16 protein-coding genes are annotated in these 20,821 nt (G+C 71.5%); 9 read left to right on the plus strand and 7 right to left on the minus strand.

Going from position 1 to position 20,821, the window contains the following annotated elements:
- The 3 genes from ABZ877_RS14600 to ABZ877_RS14610 are packed head-to-tail and all read left to right on the plus strand — an operon-like array spanning position 1 to position 1,537.
- Complete coding sequence (locus tag ABZ877_RS14600; RefSeq protein WP_361069768.1) at positions 1-348, plus strand: GNAT family N-acetyltransferase; 348 nt, start codon at positions 1-3, stop codon at positions 346-348.
- Between the two features lie 35 nt (positions 349-383).
- A complete protein-coding gene (locus ABZ877_RS14605) occupies positions 384-1,040 on the plus strand; it encodes an aspartate/glutamate racemase family protein (protein ID WP_361069771.1) in 657 nt (218 codons plus the stop codon).
- 53 nt (positions 1,041-1,093) lie between these two features.
- Complete coding sequence (locus ABZ877_RS14610) at positions 1,094-1,537, plus strand: nitroreductase family deazaflavin-dependent oxidoreductase (RefSeq protein ID WP_361069773.1); 444 nt, start codon at positions 1,094-1,096, stop codon at positions 1,535-1,537.
- 491 nt (positions 1,538-2,028) lie between these two features.
- On the opposite strand, the gene gndA is transcribed toward ABZ877_RS14610, so the two are convergent.
- Complete coding sequence (gene gndA / locus ABZ877_RS14615; protein ID WP_361069776.1) at positions 2,029-3,468, minus strand: NADP-dependent phosphogluconate dehydrogenase; 1,440 nt, start codon at positions 3,466-3,468, stop codon at positions 2,029-2,031.
- 101 nt (positions 3,469-3,569) lie between these two features.
- On the opposite strand from gndA, the gene ABZ877_RS14620 reads away from it, so the two are divergent.
- Together ABZ877_RS14620 and ABZ877_RS14625 are read left to right on the plus strand one after the other, a co-directional pair.
- Entirely contained in the window at positions 3,570-4,541 is a 972-nt protein-coding gene (locus ABZ877_RS14620) for an acetylxylan esterase (RefSeq protein WP_361069779.1), read from the plus strand.
- Between the two features lie 103 nt (positions 4,542-4,644).
- Positions 4,645-5,928, plus strand: a complete 1,284-nt coding sequence (locus ABZ877_RS14625) for a transglycosylase family protein (protein ID WP_361069781.1) — start codon at positions 4,645-4,647, stop codon at positions 5,926-5,928.
- Here the strand turns inward: ABZ877_RS14625 and ABZ877_RS14630 are convergent.
- Positions 5,918-6,874, minus strand: a complete 957-nt coding sequence (locus ABZ877_RS14630; protein ID WP_361069784.1) for a DMT family transporter — start codon at positions 6,872-6,874, stop codon at positions 5,918-5,920. The two genes, ABZ877_RS14625 and ABZ877_RS14630, sit on opposite strands and share 11 nt — an antisense overlap.
- 303 nt (positions 6,875-7,177) lie before the next feature.
- Here ABZ877_RS14630 and glgA point away from each other — a divergent pair, with 303 nt between their 5' ends.
- Together glgA and glgC are read left to right on the plus strand one after the other, a co-directional pair.
- Complete coding sequence (gene glgA, locus ABZ877_RS14635; RefSeq protein WP_361070002.1) at positions 7,178-8,335, plus strand: glycogen synthase; 1,158 nt, start codon at positions 7,178-7,180, stop codon at positions 8,333-8,335.
- Positions 8,336-8,393: 58 nt separating this feature from the next.
- Positions 8,394-9,611 (plus strand): glucose-1-phosphate adenylyltransferase, encoded by a 1,218-nt coding sequence (gene glgC / locus ABZ877_RS14640; protein ID WP_361069786.1) that lies wholly within the window; start codon positions 8,394-8,396, stop codon positions 9,609-9,611.
- Positions 9,612-9,670: 59 nt separating this feature from the next.
- Here glgC and ABZ877_RS14645 read toward each other — a convergent pair whose 3' ends face one another.
- From ABZ877_RS14645 to ABZ877_RS14665, 5 genes are all read right to left on the minus strand, one after another.
- Positions 9,671-10,693 carry an ABC transporter permease gene (locus ABZ877_RS14645; protein WP_361069789.1) on the minus strand — a complete coding sequence of 341 codons (1,023 nt, stop codon included), beginning with the start codon at positions 10,691-10,693 and terminating at the stop codon, positions 9,671-9,673.
- Complete coding sequence (locus ABZ877_RS14650) at positions 10,690-11,652, minus strand: ABC transporter permease (RefSeq protein ID WP_361069791.1); 963 nt, start codon at positions 11,650-11,652, stop codon at positions 10,690-10,692. Before ABZ877_RS14650 ends, ABZ877_RS14645 begins: the two co-directional genes overlap by 4 nt.
- On the minus strand, positions 11,645-13,183 hold the full coding sequence (locus ABZ877_RS14655; protein ID WP_361069794.1) for a sugar ABC transporter ATP-binding protein: 1,539 nt from the start codon (positions 13,181-13,183) through the stop codon (positions 11,645-11,647). Before ABZ877_RS14655 ends, ABZ877_RS14650 begins: the two co-directional genes overlap by 8 nt.
- Positions 13,183-14,292, minus strand: coding sequence for an ABC transporter substrate-binding protein (locus ABZ877_RS14660; RefSeq protein ID WP_361069797.1), 1,110 nt, complete (start codon positions 14,290-14,292; stop codon positions 13,183-13,185). Before ABZ877_RS14660 ends, ABZ877_RS14655 begins: the two co-directional genes overlap by 1 nt.
- A gap of 182 nt (positions 14,293-14,474) precedes the next feature.
- The gene (locus ABZ877_RS14665; protein ID WP_361069800.1) at positions 14,475-15,488 is read right to left on the minus strand and encodes a LacI family DNA-binding transcriptional regulator; all 1,014 of its coding nucleotides are present in this window, start codon (positions 15,486-15,488) and stop codon (positions 14,475-14,477) included.
- A 194-nt stretch (positions 15,489-15,682) separates the two neighbouring features.
- Here ABZ877_RS14665 and ABZ877_RS14670 point away from each other — a divergent pair, with 194 nt between their 5' ends.
- Together ABZ877_RS14670 and ABZ877_RS14675 are read left to right on the plus strand one after the other, a co-directional pair.
- Complete coding sequence (locus ABZ877_RS14670) at positions 15,683-18,295, plus strand: PA14 domain-containing protein (protein WP_361069803.1); 2,613 nt, start codon at positions 15,683-15,685, stop codon at positions 18,293-18,295.
- Positions 18,296-18,390: 95 nt separating this feature from the next.
- Positions 18,391-20,802: a beta-L-arabinofuranosidase domain-containing protein gene (locus ABZ877_RS14675; protein ID WP_361069805.1), complete on the plus strand. Its 2,412-nt coding sequence runs from the start codon at positions 18,391-18,393 to the stop codon at positions 20,800-20,802.
- Positions 20,803-20,821: the final 19 nt, after the last annotated feature.

The following is a 20,821-nucleotide window of genomic DNA, read 5'->3' on the forward strand; positions in this document are numbered from 1 at the left end:
ATGAGCGACATCGACATCCGCGACGACCGCGCACGGGGCCTCCTGTCGGCCACGCAGGACGGCGAGACCGTCGGCGTCATCCAGTACTTCGTGCTCGACCACGACGGGCGAAGCGCCCTCGTCGCCGTGCACACCGTCGTCGAGCCCGCGCACGAGGGCAAGGGCATCGCCGGGTCCCTCGCCCGCGAGCTGTACGCGACGGCCGCCCGCGAGAGCCTGGCCGTCGTGCCGCTGTGCTCGTTCGTCGCGCGGTGGGCCGAGCGGCACCCGGGCGAGGCCCCGGCCGCACCGGCGGAGCTGGTCGCGAGCGCGGAGGAGGCCCTCGCCGCCGACCCCGACAAGTGGTGACCCCCGCCTGAGAGCCCGTCGGTAGGGTGCCGGACATGATCCTCGCCCTCCTCCACACCTCCCCGGCCCACGTCCCCGTCTTCGACGCCCTGCGCGACGCCGCCCACCCCGGGCTCACGCTGCGCCACGTCGTACGCGAGGACCTGCTGGTGCGGGCGGGGGAGCACGGGCCCGCGTCCGTCGCCGACGACGTGCGTACGGTCCTGGAGGCGGCGGCGCGGGACGGCGCGGACGCCGTGCTGTGCACCTGCTCCAGCATCGGCGCCGTCGCCGAGGACGTCGCGCCCGCGCTCGGCGGTGTACCGGTGCTCCGTGTGGACCGGCCGATGGCCGCGCGGGCGGTCGCGGCGGGGCGCCGGATCACCGTCGTCGCGACGGTACGCAGCACGTTCGGGCCCACCCTGGCCCTCATCGAGGAGGAGGCCGCGCGCGCCGGGCGCGACGTCGACGTGCGCACCCTCCACGTCGACGGGGCCTGGGAACGCTTCCTCGCCGGGGACCGGGACGGCTACCTGGGGCTGGTCGCGGCCGCCGTGGACACGATCACGGACGCCGATGCCATTGTGCTCGCACAGGCATCCATGGCCGACGCCGCCGACCGCGCCCGCGCCACCGGGACTCCGGTCCTCTCCAGCCCCCGCCCCGGGCTCGACGCCGCGGCGGCGGAATGCGGTGCCGCCCAAACGGCTTGAATTCTGGTGTAGTTGGCGCGCATCACCAAGTGCACCGAGCGAGAGGAGCCGGCATGACCGACCAGGACCACGAGGTCACCATCAGCCCCACCGGCTGGGTCGCGGACCAGGCCCGTACGTACGAGGAGTCCGGCGGCACCAAGGGCACCACCATCCAGGGCGTCCCCTGCCTGCTGCTCGACTACAAGGGGCGCAAGTCGGGGCAGTGGCGGCGCACCGTCCTGATCTACGGGCGGGACGGCGACGACTACCTGATCGTGGCCTCCTACGGCGGCTCCGACAAGCACCCGCAGTGGTACCTCAACCTGCGCGACGAACCGAACGTCCGCCTCCGCGTCGGCCCGGACCGCTTCCCCGCCCGAGCGGAAACCCTCTCTCCCGAGGAGAAGGCCCGGGTCTGGCCCTCCCTGGTCGAACTGTTCCCGAACTACGCGGACTACCAGAAAAAGACGACCCGAGACATCCCGGTCGTCCGCCTCACCCGCACGGAGGACTGACGCGAGCGCGCATGCGCGGCTGACGGGGTTCCACCCGGGTGGCTGACACAGCCCCACCCGGGCGGCCGAGTCCCCCCGCACGGGTAGCCGGCACGACCCCGGCCGGACGGGCGCACTGCCCCGGCCGGGCGGGCGTCCCCGGCCCTCCGTACGCGTGAGCCCCGCAGGCGGGGGCAGGCGGGGCGGGAGAGAGTGGGTGACGAAACCCTCCGAACCGATGGAGGCAGTGCGATGACTCAGCCGTTCCCCGATCCTGTCCCGCCGGGGCCGAACCCGGTTCCCGGGCCCGATCCGGTGCCGCCGAATCCGACGCCGGTGCCGGGGCCGGGGCCGGACGTGCCGGACCCGGTGCCGCCGTCGCCGGGCCCGTTCCCGACGCCGCAGCCGCCGCCCGCCCCGCCCGCGCCGGGCCCGGGCCCCGGCCCCGACCCGGCGCCGCCGGAACCGGAGCCGTCACCCGTCTGAGACCCGGCCCCGGCCACCGCTGAGGGTCAGGCGTCGACCTCCGACCGGTCCCCGCCCCACAGCGTGTGGAACGAGCCCTCCCGGTCCACCCTGCGGTACGTGTGCGCGCCGAAGAAGTCGCGCTGGCCCTGGGTGAGTGCGGCCGGGAGGCGCTCCGCGCGCAGCGCGTCGTAGTAGGCGAGCGCGGCGGCGAAGCCGGGCGTGGGCACGCCTTGCGTGGTCGCGGCGACCAGGACGGCGCGCCAGTCGTCCTGGGCCGCCGCGATCTCATCGGCGAAGCCCTTGTCGGCCAGGAGCGAGACCAGGCCGGGCTCGGCCTCGTACGCGGCGGTGATCCGGTCGAGGAAGGCGGCGCGGATGATGCAGCCGCCGCGCCAGATGCGGGCCACGGCGCCCGCGTCGATGCCCCAGCCGTACTGTTCGCTGCCCGCGGCGATCTCGTGGAAGCCCTGCGTGTACGAGACGATCTTCGAGGCGTACAGGGCCTGTTCCACCTTGTCGGCGAAGGCCCCCGCCTCCGACTCGTTCAGCGCCCGGGCCGAGGGGCCCGCAAGACCCCGCGACGCGGCGCGCAGGTCCGCGTGGCCGGACAGGGAGCGGGCGAAGACCGCCTCCGCGATGCCGGAGACGGGAACGCCGAGGTCGAGCGCGATCTGGACGGTCCAGCGGCCGGTGCCCTTCTGTTCGGCCTGGTCCTGGACGACGTCCACGAACGGCTTGCCCGTCGCCGCGTCCACATGGGACAGGACCTCCGCCGTGATCTCGATCAGGTAGGAGTCGAGGCGGCCGGTGTTCCAGGTGCGGAAGATGTCGGCGATCTGCGCGGGGGAGTACCCGGCGACGTCGCGCAGCAACTGGTACGCCTCGCCGATGAGTTGCATGTCGGCGTACTCGATGCCGTTGTGCACCATCTTGACGAAGTGGCCCGCGCCGTCCGGGCCGACGTGCGTCACGCACGGGGCGCCGTCCTTCGCCTTCGCGGAGATCTTCTCCAGCATCGGGCCGAGCGCTTCGTAGGATTCGGGGCTGCCGCCGGGCATGATGCTGGGCCCGTGCAGCGCGCCCTCCTCGCCGCCGGAGACGCCGGTGCCGACGAAGTGGATGCCCCGCTCGCGCAGCTCCTTCTCGCGGCGGCGGGTGTCGGCGAAGTGCGCGTTGCCGCCGTCGACGATCATGTCGCCGGGTTCGAGCAGCGGCGCGAACTCCTTGATCACCGCGTCCGTCGGCTCGCCCGCCTTCACCATGATCACGAGGCGCCGCGGCCGCTCCAGCGCGGCCACGAAGTCCTCCGCCGACTCCGTCGGCACGAAGACGCCCTCCTCCCCGAACTCCTCCACCAGCTGGTGCGTACGGGACGCGGTGCGGTTGTGCAGCGCGACCGCGTACCCGTTCCGCGCGAAGTTGCGGGCGAGGTTGCGCCCCATGACAGCGAGCCCGGTGACACCGATCTGGGCTGTAGTGCTCATGCCTGTCGCTCCTGGAGTCAGAATGTGAATGATCTTGTTCAGTTGTCGCACCGTACGGCGTAGCCTTGCCTTCCGCACTCTCTACGATGCCGGAGCCGCGCGTGCCTCATTTCGACCTGCCGCTCGACGAACTGCGTGCCTACCGGCCCGCGTTGACGGCCCCCGACGACTTCGACGCCTTCTGGGAGAAGACCCTGGCCGAGGCCAGGGAGCACGACCTCGGCGCGCGGTTCGAGCCGGTGAGGACCCCGCTGACGGCGGTCGACATCTTCGACGTTACGTACGCGGGCTTCGGCGGGCATCCCGTGAAGGGCTGGCTGATCCTGCCGGCCGGTACCACCGAGCCGCTGCCGGTGGTCGTCGAGTACATCGGCTACGGCGGCGGCCGGGGCCTGCCCCACACCCACCTCACGTGGGCCGCCGCCGGGTTCGCGCACTTCGTGATGGACACCCGCGGCCAGGGCAGCGGCCACAGCGTGGGCGACACCCCGGACCCGGTCGGCAGCGCCCCCGCCGCCTCCGGTTTCATGACCCGCGGCGTCCAGGACCCGTACGCGTACTACTACCGGCGGGTCTACACGGACGCCGTGCGCGCCGTGGAGGCGGCCCGCTCGCATCCGCTGGTCGACGCCGCGCGCACCGCCGTGACCGGCGGCAGCCAGGGCGGCGGCATCACCATCGCGGTCGCGGGCCTCGTCCCGGATCTGAAGGCGGCCGCGCCCGACGTGCCGTTCCTGTGCGACTTCCGGCGCGCGGCCACGCTCACGGAGCGTCACCCCTACCGGGAGATCGCCCTGTACCTCAAGGCGCACATCGGTGAGGACGAGCGCGTGTTCCGGACGCTCTCGTACTTCGACGGCATCAATTTCGCGGCGCGCGCCACCGCGCCCGGACTGTTCTCCGTGGCCCTGGAGGATCTGACCTGCCCGCCGTCGACGGTGTTCGCGGCACACAACCACTGGGCAGGCACGGAGCGCTCCATGGAGGTGTACGCGTTCAACGACCACGAGGGCGGCGGACCCTTCCAGGAGGCCGTGCAACTGCGGTGGCTTCCCGGCCACTTGAGGGGCTGAAAGCAGCCAGCGTGTTTCCCGGCGCCTCTTGTCACCCCGGTGCGCGGGCGGCAGACTGCCGCCCCGACGCATGCCTGTGCGGTGGGTGACAGAGGGGGCTTCCATGGCGATACGCGGCCGGCACCGCCGGTACCAGCCGAGCCGGGTCAACCGGGCGTCGCTCACCGTCACCGTCGGCGGCGCCGGTATGGCGATCCCGCTCATCGGGGCGGGCACCGCGCAGGCCGCCGACCTGCACACGTGGAACAAGGTCGCCGCGTGCGAGTCCAGCGGCAACTGGAGCGTCAACACCGGGAACGGCTTCTACGGCGGCCTGCAGTTCACCCGCTCCACCTGGGCCGCGTACGGCGGCACGGTCTACGCGGCCCGCGCCGACCTCGCCACCAGGGAGCAGCAGGTCGCGGTCGCCGAGAAGGTGCTGAAGGGGCAGGGGCCCGGTGCCTGGCCGGTGTGCGGGCAGCGCGCGGGGCTCTCCCGTACGGCGGACGCCGCCCGGACGACGCAGACCCCGCGGCCGCAGAGCGGGCCCCCGACGCGCACGGTCCGGGACGTCAAGCCAGAGGTGACCCCGCAGTCGACCGCCGGACGCGCCGAGATGTACACCGTGATCAGCGGCGACACGCTCTCCGGGATCGCGGAGACCCGCCGGGTGTCCGGCGGCTGGTCGCGGTTGTACTCGGTGAACCGCAGGACGATCGGCCCCGACCCGGATCTGATCCTGCCCGGTCAGCGGCTCTCGGTGCCGGGCGGCGCGTCCGCGAAGCCCGTACCGCGACCTGAGAAGCCCAAGGCGGAGAAGCCGAGGACGGAGCCGAGGAAGAAGACCCCGGAGCCGCGGAAGAAGACCGAACAGCACCACAAGACCGAGCAGCACCAGAAAGCACGGCCGAAGGCGCAGCCGCAGCCGAAGAAGACCGAGCCCGCGAAGGCCCACCCCAGGAAGGCCGCGCCCAAGAGGACCGAGGCCGCGCGGCCCGCCGCGCACGGGGTCGTCGCCCCGGTGAACGCGGGCATCGGCACCCCGTACCACGCGGCCGGTTCCTCCTGGTCGAAGGGGTACCACACGGGCGTGGACTTCGCGGTGCCGACCGGCACCTCCGTGAGGGCCGTCGCCGCGGGCCGAGTCGTCTCGGCGGGCTGGGGCGGCTCGTACGGCTACCAGGTGGTGATCCGGCACGCCGACGGCCGCTACAGCCAGTACGGGCACCTGTCGGCGCTCTCCGTGCGCGCCGGCCAGGGCGTCGTCGAGGGCCAGCGCATCGCCCGCTCCGGGTCGACCGGGAACAGCACGGGCCCGCACCTGCACTTCGAGATGCGGACGGGGCCGGGCTTCGGCAGCGACATCGACCCGCTGGCGTACCTGCGGGCCCACGGGGTCAGGATCTGACGTTCCGGTCCGTCGAACCGCTGCCGGACGGCCTGGGCTGACGCGGCAGCGAATCGAGCGCCGCCGGGCTGTCCGGCACCGTGGGCACCGGGGTGTGCTGGGCGACGACGTGCGCCGCGCTCTCCCGGCCGATGCGCTCGGTCGTCAGGAGGATGAGGCCGCCCGCGGCGACGACACCGCACCCCAGGGCGAGGACCGTGCCGATCGTGCCGTGCCGGAACGTCTCCCCGAACAGGGTGAGGCCGACGGCCGCCGCCACCACCGGGTTCACGACCGTCGCCGTGGCGAGCGGAGCGGCGAGTCCCGCGCCCCGGTAGGACGCCTGTGACAGCAGCATGCCGGCCGTGGCCAGCGCCGCGATCGCGAGCAGGGTCGTGAGCTGCTCGAACGGTTCGCCCGACCAGTCCACGGCCACCGACTTCGTGAACACCGACGCCATGCCGAACGCGCTGCCCGCCGCGACCGCGAGGAGCACCGCCCGCACCACGGGATGCCGGTGCGCGGCCCGCGCCGACATCATCAGGAGCAGGACACCGCCCGCCGTCGCCGCGCCCACGAGCAGGCGCTCGGCCCCGTCGAGCGAGTCCTCGGAGGCCGAGCCGGTCAGCGCGAGGAGGCCCGCGAGACCGACCGTCGCCATGATCGCCCCGCGCCACGCGGTGGCCCCGGCCCTGCGCCGTACGAAGAGGGCCGCCATCGGCAGCGCGAGCACGATCGTCAGCGCGCCCAGCGGCTGCACCAGGCTCAGCGGGCCGAAGGCGAGGGCGACGACGTGCAGCAGCGCGCCCGTGCCGTTCAGCGCGCCCGCGCCCCACCAGGCGGGCCTGCGCAGCGGCGCGTACGACTCCGGCGACGTCTGGGCGACCCGCTCCTGCACGATCGCGCCGCCCGCGTAGGCGACCGCCGAGACCAGGGAGAGCAGCACGGCCAACGCCAGGGCACTCATCCGGTGCCCCCTGCGGTGCGGTGCTGCGCGCGGTCGGTTCTCATACCCTCCACGATCTCTCGCCCCCGCCTTCCTGTCGTCCGACCTGAGCACGCATTGGGTCCTACTGCCGATGGAGTACGCCGCCTCCTGAGTCATCCCCAGGAGGGGTGCCACCGGGGCGGCGCGGACCCCGGCCCGTCCGCACTCCTTCCCGCACTCTTCCGCGACGGCCCTCCATGGGTGACCATGAAGTCGAGAGCGAGCACGACCGACCTGAGAGCCTGTGCAAGGACGACCGGAGACGGGGGCCCGCGCGTGCGAGTGGGACTGCTCAGCAGGGAGTATCCGCCGGACGTCTATGGCGGCGCTGGAGTCCACGTCGAGTTCCTCGCGAGGGAGCTGCGACCACTCGTCGACCTCGAGGTCCACACCTGGGGCGAGGGGTCGGGCGACGGCGTGCGCCGCCACCGCGCCTGGCCCGCGCTCGACGGCGCCAACGACGCGCTGCGCACCCTCTCCGTGGACCTGTCCATGGCCGCCGCCCTCGAAGGCCGCGAGCTGGTCCACTCCCACACCTGGTACACCAACCTCGCGGGCCACCTCGCCGCCCTCCACCTCGGCATCCCGCACGTGATGACCGCGCACTCCCTGGAGCCGCTGCGCCCCTGGAAGGCCGAGCAACTCGGCGGCGGCTACGCGCTGTCGGCGTGGGCCGAACGCACGGCGATCGAGGCGGCGGACGGCGTCATCGCGGTGTCCCGGGCGATGCGCGACGACATCCTCGCCTGCTACCCGGCGCTCGAACCCAAGCGGGTCCGCGTCGTGCACAACGGCATCGACGTGTCGCTGTACCACGCCGACCCCGGCACCGACGTGCTGACCCGGCACGGCATCGACCCGAACCGCCCGTACGTCGTCTTCGTCGGCCGCATCACACGGCAGAAGGGCGTACCCCATCTGCTGCGCGCGGCACGAGAGTTCACCCCCGACGCACAACTGGTGCTCTGCGCGGGGGCCCCGGACACGCCGGAGATCGGGCGGGAGTTCCGCGAGCTGGTCGACGAGCTGAAGCGGACCCGCGACGGCGTGCACTGGATCCCGTCCATGCTGCCGCGCCCCGAGATCGTCCAACTCCTCACGCACGCCGCCGTGTTCGTCTGCCCGTCCGTGTACGAGCCGCTCGGCATCGTCAACCTGGAGGCGATGGCCTGCGGCACCGCGGTCGTCGCGTCCCAGGTCGGCGGCATCCCGGAGGTCGTCGCGGACGGGGTGAACGGGCTGCTCGTGCCGTACGCGGAGGCCGACCCCGGCGCGTTCGAGGCGGGCCTCGCGCGCGCCGTCAACGAGGTGGTCGGCGACCCCGGCGCGGCGCGCCGCATGGGGGAGGCGGGCCGTGAGCGGGCGGCGGCGGAGTTCGGCTGGGCGGCGATCGCCCGGCGCACGGTCGAGGTGTACGGGGAGATCCTCGACGGCGCCTGAGACGCCGCACGGCGGAGACGCCACAACCCTGAGTCGCCACAACATGGAGGGGGCGGTCATGCGCGGTGGGCCTTCGGTGCTCGGCATCGTACTGGCGGGAGGGGAGGGGAAGCGGCTGATGCCGCTGACGGCGGACCGGGCGAAGCCCGCGGTCGTCTTCGGCGGCACGTACCGGCTCGTCGACTTCGCCCTGTCGAACCTGGTCAACGGCGACATCCTGCGGATCTGCGTCCTGACGCAGTACAAGTCGCACTCGCTGGACCGGCACGTCACCACGACGTGGCGGATGTCGAGCCTGCTCGGCAACTACGTGACGCCGGTCCCGGCGCAGCAGCGGCTCGGGCCCCGCTGGTACTCGGGCAGCGCCGACGCGATCCTGCAGTCCCTCAACCTCGTCCACGACGAACAGCCGGACTTCATCGCGGTGTTCGGCGCCGACCACGTGTACCGGATGGACCCGCGCCAGATGCTCACGCAGCACATCGAGTCCGGGGCGGGCGTCACCGTCGCGGGCATCCGGGTGCCGCGCGCGCAGGCCCCGTCGTTCGGCGTCATCACCCCGGCGCGCGACAGCACGCGGGTGGAGGCGTTCCTGGAGAAGCCGACGAACCCGCCGGCGCTGCCGGGCAGCGCGAACGAGGTGTTCGCCTCGATGGGCAACTACCTCTTCACCACGAAGACGCTGGTCGACGCCTTGTTGCAGGACGCCGAGGACGAGGACTCCGCGCACGACATGGGCGGTTCGATCCTGCCGATGCTGACCGAGCGCGGCGTCGCCCAGGTCTACGACTTCGACGAGAACCACGTCCCCGGCGAGACCGAGCGCGACCACGCCTACTGGCGCGACGTCGGCACCCTCGACACCTACTACGAGGCCCACATGGACCTCATCTCGGACGAGCCGGTGTTCAACCTCGACAACCGGCGCTGGCCGATCTACACCCACCCGGGCCAGCTGCCGCCCGCGAAGTTCTGCGCGGCGGGCATCGCGAGCGAGTCGATCGTCAGCCCCGGCTGCGTCATCCGCGGCCAGGTCACCGGCTCGGTCCTCTCACCGGGCGTGACGGTCGCGGACGGCGCGGTGGTCCAGGGCTCGGTGCTCCACGACAACGTACGCATAGGCCGCGGCGCCGTCGTGCGCGGCGCCGTCCTCGACAAGAACGTGGAGGTCCCGGCCGGGGCGACGATCGGCGTCAACCCGCAGCGGGACGCGGAGCTGTACACCGTCTCGAAGAACGGCGTGATCGCCCTCGGCAAGGGCCAGGCGGTGCACTGACCCGGTGCACCGACACGGGTGTGGGCGGCCGGAATCCGGCCGCCCACACCCGTGGCCCGTCACAGCACCCGGCGCCGCCGTCCCAGCCATGTCTGCGCGATCACCACGACCGCCAGGAACGCCCCGCTGACCACCTGCTGATAGGCGGAGTCGAGCGAACCGATTTGGTTGATGACGTTCTGGATGACCTTCAACAGGAGGACGCCCACCAGCGAGCCGCTGATGAAGCCGAAGCCGCCCGTGAGCAGGGTGCCGCCGATGACGACCGCCGAGATCGCCTCCAGCTCCATGCCGGAGCCGAGGATCGTCACGCCCGACACCAGCCAGGCCGCGTTCAGCGCCCCCGCCAGGCCCGCGCAGAGACCGGAGAGCGTGTAGACGCCGATCTTCGTGCGGGCCACCGGCGCGCCCATCAGGGCCGCCGCGTCCTCGTTGCCGCCGACCGCGTACACGTACTGTCCGAAGCGGGTCCTGCGGAGCACCACCGCGCCGAGCACGAACAGGACGAGCGTGATCCAGACCGGCAGGCCGATCCCGAACAGCTTCTCCTGGCCGAGCGAGGCGAAGACGGTCGACTTGTCGACCAAGTACGTCTCCGAGCCCTCGTCGGTGACGGCGAGGAGGATGCCGCGCGCGCCGAGCATCGCCGCGAGCGTGACGATGAACGGGGCGAGGCGGGAGCGGGCGATGAGCAGGCCGTTGACCAGGCCGATCAGTCCGCACACCGCGAGCGGGAGGAGCAGCGCCACCAGCGTCCCGTACTGCGAACCCCACGCCGCCAGGACACCGCCCAGCGCGAACAGCGAGCCGACCGACAGGTCGATGCCGCCCGTGATGATCACGAAGGTCATGCCGAGCGCCACGACCGCGAGGAACGCGGACGACAGCGCCATGTTCTCCAGGTTGTCGCCGGTCAGGAACGTGTCGAAGGAGAGCGACGCGGCGATCACCGCGATCACCAGGGTGACCAGCGCGCCGTGCTGCTGCGCGAGCGCGCTCAGCCGTTCCGCGCGGGTCGCGCCGAGCGCCTCCTCCTGCGCGGCCTCGGCCGGCTGTGCCGCGTCGACCTTGGTCATCGTCATCGCTTCCCCCGTTCCCTGGCCGCGTAGACGGCGAGCACGATCACCACGGCCTGGGCGATCTGCGTCCACGACGGCGGCAGGTCGTGCTTGATGAGCGTGGCCGTCAGGAGCTGGATGAGGACCGCGCCCGCGACGGTGCCGCCGATCCGGACCCGGCCACCGGTGAGCGGCGTACCGCCGACCACGACCGCGGTGATCGCGGAGAGTTCCATCAGATTGCCGAGCGAGGTCGGGTCGCTCGCGGTGAGACGGGCCGTCGCCAGGACGCCCGCCGTCGCGGCGAGCACGCCCGACACGACGTAGACCAGGATGAGGACCCGGCGCACCGGCAGGCCCGCGAGCTTCGCCGCCGGGCGGCTGTCGCCGATCGCGAGCAGCTGGCGGCCGAACGTCGTACGCCTGACGACGAAGGCGACGAGCAGCGCGAGCGCCGCCGCGATCAGTACGAGGTACGGGATGCCGAGCACGTCCCCGGTGCCGAGCGAGCGCAGGCCCGGGTCGCGGACGTCCTTGAGCTGCGGAAGCAGGACCAGCGCGAGACCACGGCCCGCGACCATCAACGCCAGCGTGGCGACGATGGGCTGGACGCCGATGAACGCGATCAACGCGCCGTTCGCGACGCCGACCAGGGCACCGCCGATCAACGCGACGATCAGCGCGATCCACACCCCGTACCCGAGGTAGAGGGAGATGAGCGAGGTGGCGAGCGCCATCACCGAGCCGACCGACAGGTCGACGCCCTCGGTGCCGATGGCGAGGGCCATGCCGAGCGCCACGATCAGGACGGGCGCCACCTGCACGGCCTGGGTGCGGAAGTTCTCCGCCGACAGGAAGTGCGGGGTGAAGGCGATGTTGGCCAGGAGCAGGACGGCGACGCCGACGTAGACGCCGTAGTCCTGGAGCAGGCGCAGGAGACGGGCGCGGTCGATGCCCGCCCTGCCGAGCGACAGGTCAGTCAAGGCTCGGCCCTCCCGCGGGTGTTGCCGCGATGGCACGCATCAGTCGGTCCTCCGTGACGGCGTCACCGGTCAGCTCCGCGACCACCGCGCCGTCCTTCAGGACGACGACCCGGTCCGAGCCCTCGATCAGCTCCTCCGTGTCGGAGGAGATCAGCAGGACGGCGAGGCCGTCGTCGGCCAGTTCGTCGATGAGTTTCTGCACCTCGGCCTTGGCGCCGACATCGATGCCACGCGTCGGCTCGTCGAGCAGCAGCACCTTCGGGTTCATCGCCAGCCAGCGCGCGAGCAGCACCTTCTGCTGGTTGCCGCCGGACAGCTCGCCGACCTTCTGGTGCGGGCCCGCCGACTTGATGCGAAGGCGCTTGACGAAGGTGTCGACGATGCGGTCGATGCGGCCCTCGTCCACGAGGCCGAAGCGGGACAGGGTCGGCAGCGCGGCGAGCGCGATGTTCTCCCGCACCGACAGGCCGGGCACGATCCCCTCGGCCTTGCGGTCCTCGGGCAGCAGGCTGATGCCGGCGCGGATCGCGGCGGGCGTGGAGCCCGTACGGACCTGAGCGCCCGCCACCGTGACCCGGCCGCTGTCCGTCGGCAGCGCGCCCGCGATCGCCTTCGCCGTCTCGCTGCGCCCGGAGCCGAGGAGCCCGCCGAGCCCGACGACCTCCCCGGGCCGCAGATCGAGCGAGACACCGTGCAACTGGTGCCGCACGGTCAACTCCTCTGCCCGCAGCACCGGTTCGGCCGCCGCGTCGTGCTCGCCGGAGAACTTCGTCAGGCCCTCGTCCTGCACGTCGCCGACGTCGCGGCCCAGCATGAGCGAGACCAGGCGCAGCCGGTCCAGGTCGGCCAGCTTGCCGGTGTGCACGACCTTGCCGTCCCGGAGCACGGTGACGGCATCGCAGACCGCGTACAGCTCGTCCAGGCGGTGGCTGACGTAGACGACGGCGATGCCGCGCTCGCGCAACATGCGGATCACACCGAAGAGCGTCTGCACCTCGCGCGGTTCGAGCGACGACGTCGGCTCGTCCATGATGACGACCTTCGCGTCGACCGAGACCGCGCGGGCGAGCGCCACCATCTGCTGGGCTCCGACCCCGAGTTCGCGCAGTGGGCGCTGCACGTCGACGCGGACGCCCAGCTCGCGCAGGGCCGCGTCCGCCTCCCGGTGCATGCGCCGGAAGTCGATCAGGCCCAGCCTGGTGCGGGGCTCGCGGCCCAGGAACAGGTTGCGGGCCACGCTCATCAGGGGGACGAGGTTGACCTCCTGGTAGATCGTGGAGATCCCCGCGTGCTGCGCTTCGAGCGGCGTCGAGAAGCTGACCTCGCGGCCGTCGTAGGTGAGGGCGGAGCCGCCTGCGTCGGCGGCCGGGTCGGGCTGGTACACGCCGGTCAGGACCTTGATGAGCGTGGACTTGCCCGCCCCGTTCTCCCCGATGAGGGCGTGCACCTCCCCGGCGCGCGCGGTGAAGTCGACACCGTCGAGCGCGCGCACGCCGGGGAACGTCTTGCTGAGATTCTTCGCCGACAGCATCAGAACGCCTTGTTCAGATCCGTCTTGGCGTTGGCCTCGGTGTACGCGCTGTCCTTGATGACGATGTCCTGGCCGACCTTCTCGCCCTTGGTGAAGGAGTCCAGGGTCTGGAAGGCGAGCGGGCCGAAGCGCGGGTTGGACTCGATGACGCCGGAGATCCAGCCGTCGACGATGCCCTGCACCGCGTTGCGCGTGCCGTCGACCGTGACGATCTTGACGGCGCCCGCCTTCTTGCCCGCGCTCTTGAGCGCGTTGACGGCGCCCAGGCCCATCTCGTCGTTCTCGGCGTAGATGCCGGTGATGTCGGGCTTCGACTGGATGAGCTGCTCGGTGACCTGCTGGCCCTTCTCGCGGGCGAACTCGCCGGTCTGCTTGAAGACGACCTTCAGTCCCGGCGCCTTCGCCTTGATCTGCTCCTCGAAGCCCTTGGTGCGCTCGGTCGTCACGTTGTTGCCCGCCGTGCCGAGCAGGATGGCGACGGTCCCCTTGCCGCCGGTCGCCTCGATCATCTGGTCCGCGGCGCGCTTGCCCTGCTCCACGAAGTCCGAGCCGATGAAGGACACGTAGTCCTTGCAGGCCGTCGCGTTGATCTTGCGGTCGACGGTGACGATCGGGATGTGCTTGGCGCCCGCCGCGCGCAGCACGGGCTCCCAGCCGTCGGAGTTCAGCGGCGCGATGACAAGGAGGTCGGCGCCCTTGGCGATGAGGTCCTGGACGTCGCTGATCTGCTTGGAGAACTGCGACTGCGCGTTGGCCGTGAGCAGCTTGATGCCGCGCTTCTTAGCCTCGGCCTTGATCGAGGCGGTCTCCGCGATGCGGAACGGGTTGGCCTCCTTCTCCGACTGCGAGAAGCCGACGGTCGCGCCCTTGAGGTCCAGCTTCTTGCCGCCGAACGTCGAGATGTCGCAGGTCTGGCCGCCCCCGGAGGAGGCCACCTCCTGCCCGGCGTTCGCGTCCTGCGCGCTGGAACTGCCCTTGTCGCCGGAGCCGGACCCGGCGTTGTCGTCCTCGGACTTGGCGCATCCGGTGGCGAGCGCGAGGCTCGCGACGAGACCGGCGGCGAGCAGGGCCCGGGAGGAGGTACGGCGAAATCGTGCGGTCTGCGTCATGTGGTGGTCCCCAAAACGGCACGGCCCGGCGCGTGAACGCGCTGACGGGGTAGGAGTGTTCGACCGGTGGAACGGCGGTACAGGGGAGGTTTTTACATCGTTAAAAAGGTGCTGTCTAGGTCTCGCGCAACGACTCGTGCCCCGATCCGCGCGACCGCCCGCCGTCCGGACCCCAGAGAGAATCAGCGACGGCCGAGGGTGCTTTCCCGCTCTATCAGCCGGTATGCGGCGGCGAGTTCACGCCCCGAGCGCTCCTCCGGATGCGCGAGACGGTTCAGCAGCGATTGCACCGCCAGCCGCGCGATGGACTGCTTGTCCGGCGAGATCGTCGTCAGCGTGACCGCCCCGAAGCGGCCCTCCGCGATGTCGTCGAAACCGACCACCGCCACGTCCCACGGCACGCGCAGGCCCCGCTCGTGCAGCACCCGCATCGCACCGATCGCGACCAGGTCGTTGTAGGCGAAGACGGCGTCGGGGCGCACCCCCGCGTCCAGCATCCGCGCCATCGCCTCCGCCCCGTCGCCCCGGTCCCAGCCGCCCGTCGGCCCGACCTGCGCGTCCGGCGCCGGAAGCCCCGCCTCGGTCAGCTCCGCGCGCCAGCCCGCGAGACGCAGATGCGCCGGCTGGTTGGCCGAGTCGGTGCGCTCGCCCAGATACGCGATGCGGGTACGGCCCCGGCCGATCAGATGCCGTACGGCGGTGCGGGCCGCCGCCACGTTGTCGATGGCGATGTGGTCGTAGGGCAGGTCGTACTCGCGCTCGCCGAGCAGCACGAGCGGCACGTCGTCGTCCCGGCCGCGCAGGTCCTCCGCCTCCAGCTCAAGGGGGCTCAGGATCAGGCCGTCGATCACCCGCGCCCGGAACCCCTGGCTGACCAGGACCTCCTGCTCGCGCTCGCCCCGCGTGTGGTCGAGCAGCACCGTCACGTCGTGCTCGGCGGCCGCGTCGATCACGGCGCCCGCGAGCTCCGCGAAGTACGGGTTGCCCAGCTCGGGCACGGCGAGCGCGATGATCCCCGTACGGCCTTTGCGCAGGTTGCGGGCGGTGAGGTTGGGCCGGTAGCCCAGCTCGTCGATGGCGGCCTTGACGCGGGCCCGCATCGCCGGTGTGACGTGCTGGTAGTCGTTCACCACGTTCGAGACGGTCTTGATCGAGACGCCCGCGCGCTCCGCGACATCCTTGAGGCTCACCCGCACGGAATCTCCTTCGGCTCGGCGCACCCGCTCACCGGGTGCGCGTGTCATGCCCCTGGACAGCACACCGGAATGCGTGCTGTCATGCCAACTGCCGTTCCTTCCAACGTTGTACAGACGAGTTGTACCGACTGGAACGGCGAGCCGCCACCCTTCCTCGACGTGTTCCACCGGACGCGTCCCGCACTGGAGGAACGTTGCGCACCAAAGCCCTCAGACGTCAGAGCCGCCATCTGGCCCCGCTGCTCACCGCGGCGCTCGGTCTCACCGCCCTCACCGTGGCACCGTCCGCCACGGCCGCGGACGAACCGGCCGTGCCGCACGGGCTCAAAGGCGAGTACTACACCCAATCCGCGCCCGGGGCCTTCGACTTCCACGAGTTGAAGGCCACCGGTTTCGACCCGCAGCTCGACTTCGGCAGCCTGGAGTCCCGGCTCCAGTCGGCGACGGGCCGCAACGACGACGTGAACGTGCGCTGGACCGGAAAGCTGGTGCCGGAGAAGACCGGCCTGACAACGTTTTCCGTCATCGGCGACAACGGTTTCCGGCTCTGGGTCGACGACAAGCTGGTGATCGACCACTGGGTCGACGACTGGGACAGGGAACAGACCTCGCAGGCCGTGCAGTTGACCGCCGGACAGGCGGTGAACTTCAAGGTCGAGTACTTCGAGCACTACGGCGGATCCAATCTGCACGTCCGCTGGACCGAGCCCGGCGAGCAGAAGGAGGCGATCCCGTCCTCCGCCTTCCGCATCCCGGACGACTGGGCCTATGACGGCGCCATCGGCACCACCGTCCTCGGCGACGGCCGCACCCTCAAGCTCGACTTCGCGCAGAAGCTCGGCGCGGTCCCGAGCGAGGTCAACGACCACCTCACCGCGGTGATCGGCGGCGCGAAGTGGCCGCTCAAGAGCGTCAAGGCGGACAAGAAGGACCCGCGGACGCTGCTCGTGAACCTCGCGGAGCCCGTCGTCGGCAACAAGGACGGCGACGCGCCGGGCCTGGCCGATGTCACGTACGACGGCAAGGGCGGTCTGACCGGCAGCGACGGCAAGGCCGTCGGCCCGTTCTGGTCCAGCGGCCCGAACCACTCCACGTACCAGCTCACCACCAAGTGGGGCGACAAGGTCACCCCGAAGAACGCGCACCGCGAGTACCCGCGGCCCCAGCTCACCCGCTCCGACTGGCAGAACCTCAACGGGACCTGGGAGTTCGCCGCCGCGAAGGACGGCGACCCCGTCCCGACCGGCAAGAAGCTCGGCGAGAAGATCCTCGTGCCCTACCCGGTCGAGTCCCAGCTCTCCGGGATCGAGCGCCAAGAGGACCGCATGTGGTACCGCCGCACCTTCACGGTCCCGAAGGACTGGAAGGTCGGCAAGGACCAGCGGCTCCGGCTCAACTTCGGCGCCGTGGACTGGAAGTCCGAGGTCTACGTCAACGGCAAGAAGGTCGCGGACCACAAGGGCGGCTACGACAAGTTCAGCGCCGACGTCACCGACGCGCTGAAGCCCGGCCGCACCCAGGAACTGATCGTCGGCGTCTACGACCCGACCGACGCCGCGAACGGCGAGAACCCGCCGCTCGGCAAGCAGCGCCTCGACCCGTCCGGCATCTGGTACACCCCGTCGTCCGGCATCTGGCAGACGGTGTGGATGGAGCCGGTCGCCAAGGACAGCGTCACCGACCTGAAGCTGACGCCGAACGTCAAGGACAGCAGCCTCGCCGTCGAGACGACCGGCGTGAAGGCCGGGCTCCCGGTCAAGGCCACCGCGTACGAGGGCAAGCGCAAGGTCGGCACCGTCACCGGCGTCTCCGGCAAGCCGCTCACCCTCAAGCTGAGCAAGCCGCACCTGTGGACCCCGGACGACCCGTTCCTCTACGACCTCAAGGTGAGCGTCGGCAAGGACCGCGTCGGCAGCTACTTCGGGATGCGCTCGGTCGCCGTCGAGAAGATCAACGGCACGCCGCGCACCGTCCTCAACGGCAAGCCGGCCTTCCTGATGGCCACGCTCGACCAGGGCTTCTGGCCGGACGGCCTGCACACCGCGCCCAGTGACGAGGCGCTCGCCTACGACCTGAAGATGCACAAGCAGATGGGCTTCAACTCCGTCCGCAAGCACATCAAGGTCGAGCCCGACCGCTGGTTCTACTGGGCCGACAAGCTGGGCCTCCTCGTCTGGCAGGACATGCCGGCGATGACGGCCGGGGTGAACCCCTCCACCGCCGCCCGCGCCGAGTTCGAGCGCGAGATGAAGATCATGATCGACCAGCACTACAACCACCCGTCGGTCGTCATGTGGGTCACGCTCAACGAGGGCTGGGGCCAGTACGACGAGGCGCGCCTCGCCGACCAGGCCAAGGCGTGGGACCCGACCCGCCTGATCAACTCGATGTCCGGCATCAACCTGGGCCGCGACGGCGGCACCGGCGACATCCTCGACGAGCACGGCTACCCGAGCCCGGCGCTGCCCCCGAACCCGGACGGCAAGCGCGCCCTGGTCGCGGGCGAGTACGGCGGCCTCGGCCTCGCCGTGCCCGGCCACGCCTGGTCGGTCCAGCAGTCCTACGTCGACGTGGACCCGGCGACGTACACGGACGACTACCTCACCAAGCTCGACGAGGTGCACAAGCTGGCCTGCAAGGGCGGCAACGGCGCCGTCTACACGCAGATCTCCGACGTGGAGGGTGAGCTGAACGGGCTCCTCACCTACGACCGCAGGGTCGTCAAGCCGGACGTGAAGCGCGTGCACGACGCACAGGTGAAGCTGATCAAGGACGCCTCGCAGGCGACCGTGCAGAACTGCGCCTGATCCCTGAAGTTCTCCGGGGCGGGTCCGGCAGCCGCCGGGCCCGCCCCGTCCCCTTGGCCCCCTTGGCTCCAACCACCCCCGTGAGGAGCAAGAAGATGACCGTGACACGACGTGGCGTCCTGCAAGGCGGCACCGTGGCCGCGGCGGCGACGGTGCTCGGTGTCCCGGCCGCCGGAGCCGCGACCGCGAGCCCGGCCGCCGCCCGTACGACCGTCGCCCCCGACGCCTTCACCCGCCTCCCCGTCGGCAGCATCACCGCCCGTGGCTGGCTCGCCGGACAGCTCAGGCTCCAGCTCGCCGGGCTCTGCGGCCGCTACGAGGAGAAGTCCCACTTCCTGAACATGGACACCAGCGGCTGGGTCCACCCCGAACTCGGCGGCTGGGAGGAACTCCCGTACTGGCTGCGCGGCTTCGTGCCCCTCGCCATCGCGACCCGGAACGCCGACGCGCTGGCGACCGGCAAGCGCTGGATCGACGCCATCCTCGCCACCCAGGAACCGGACGGCTTCTTCGGCCCGCGCGCCCTGCGCACCTCGCTCAACGGCGGCCCCGACTTCTGGCCGTTCCTGCCGCTCCTCATGGCGCTTCGCACGTACGAGGAGTACACGCACGACACCCGGATCGTGCCGTTCCTGACCCGCTTCCTGCGCTACATGGAGGCGCAGGGCAAGGGCGCCTTCGATTCGAGCTGGGTCTCCGTGCGCTGGGGCGACGGCATCGACACCGCGCGCTGGCTGCACGACCGCACGGGCGAGCCGTTCCTCGCGAGCCTCGTCGGGAAGATGCACCGCTACGGCGCCGACTGGACGGGCCCGCTGCCCACCCCGCACAACGTCAACATCGCCCAGGGCTTCCGCGAACCCGCCCAGTACGCGCAATGGGCGAGCAGCGGAGCCGACGACCTGGTGCGGGCCACGTACCGCACGTACGAGCAAGTGCTCGCCGAGTACGGCCAGTTCGCGGGCGGCGGCATCGCGGGCGACGAGAATTACCGGCCCGGCTTCGGTGATCCACGGCAGGGCTTCGAGACCTGCGGCATCGTCGAGTTCATGGCCAGCCACGAACTCCTGACCCGGATCACGGGCGACCCCGTGTGGGCCGACCGCTGCGAGGACCTCGCGTTCAACATGCTGCCCGCCTCCCTCGACCCCCAGGGCAAGGGCGTCCACTACATCACCAGCGCCAACAGCGTCGACCTCGACAACGCCCGCAAGACCAACGGGCAGTTCCAGAACGGCTTCGCCATGCAGTCGTTCCAGTCGGGCGTCGACCAGTACCGCTGCTGCCCGCACAACTACGGCATGGGCTGGCCCTACTTCACCGAGGAGCTGTGGCTCGCCACCCCGGACGGCGGGCTCGCCGCCGCCCTGTACTCCGCGTGCGAGGTACGGGCGAAGGTGGGCGCGGACGCCGTCCCGGTGACGATCGTCGAAGAGACGGACTATCCCTTCGACGAGACGATCACGCTGACCGTGCGCGTGGACCGGCCCGTCGCCTTCCCGCTGCGGCTGCGCGTGCCCGGCTGGTGCGAGAAGCCACGGCTCGCCGTCAACGGACGCACGGTCACGGCGGACCCGGGCCCGTCCTTCGCCGAGATCCGCCGCACCTGGCGCACCGGCGACCGCGTCACCCTGCGCCTGCCGCAGCGCACCACCCTGCGCACCTGGCCCGGCAACCACGACAGCGTCAGCGTCGACCACGGGCCGCTCACCTACTCCCTGAAGATCACCGAGAAGTACGTGCGCACCGGGGGCGACGACACCTTCCCCGAGTACGACGTGCACGCCGCCTCCGCCTGGAACTACGGTCTCGTGCCCGGCAGCACCCCCACCCTGCGCCGCAGGCCGGGCCCGCTGCCCGCCAACCCGTTCGCGCCCGGCGCCGAGCCCCTCACGCTCGCCGCGCGGGCCCGCCGGCTGCCCGAGTGGATCGCGGACGAGGAGCACGTCGTCGCGCCGCTGCAACCGAGCCCGGCCCGCAGCCGGGCGGCCGTCGAGACGGTGACGCTCGTGCCGATGGGCGCGGCGCGCCTGCGCATCACGTCCTTCCCGACGGCGGCCCCGAACGGGAGGCCCTGGACGCCCGAGGCCCCGTACCACCGGATCCAGAACAAGCACAGCGGCAAGGTCCTCGCCGTCGACTCGATGTCCACGGACAACGACGCGCGCGTCGTCCAGTTCGACAACTCGGGGACCGGCGATCACGCCTGGCAACTGCTCGACGCGGGCGGCGGCAGACTCCGTGTCCGCAACGGCCAGAGCGGCAAGTACCTGTCCATAAAGGGCGGTTCCACCGCCGACAGCGCCTGGGCCGTCCAGCACGAGGACGACGGGCGCCCCGACCTGCTGTGGACCCGCGTCGACCAGGGCGAGGGATGGTTCCTGCTCCGCAACGAGCACAGCGGCAAGGTGCTCGGCGTCGACGGGATGTCCACGGCGAACAGCGCCCAAGTGGTGCAGTTCGCCGACAACGGGACGGAGGACCATCTGTGGCGCCTGGTGTCTTGACTGACCCCCGCGACGGACG

The organism is Streptomyces sp. NPDC046939 (assembly GCF_040644575.1).
Taxonomy (GTDB): Bacteria; Actinomycetota; Actinomycetes; order Streptomycetales; family Streptomycetaceae; genus Streptomyces.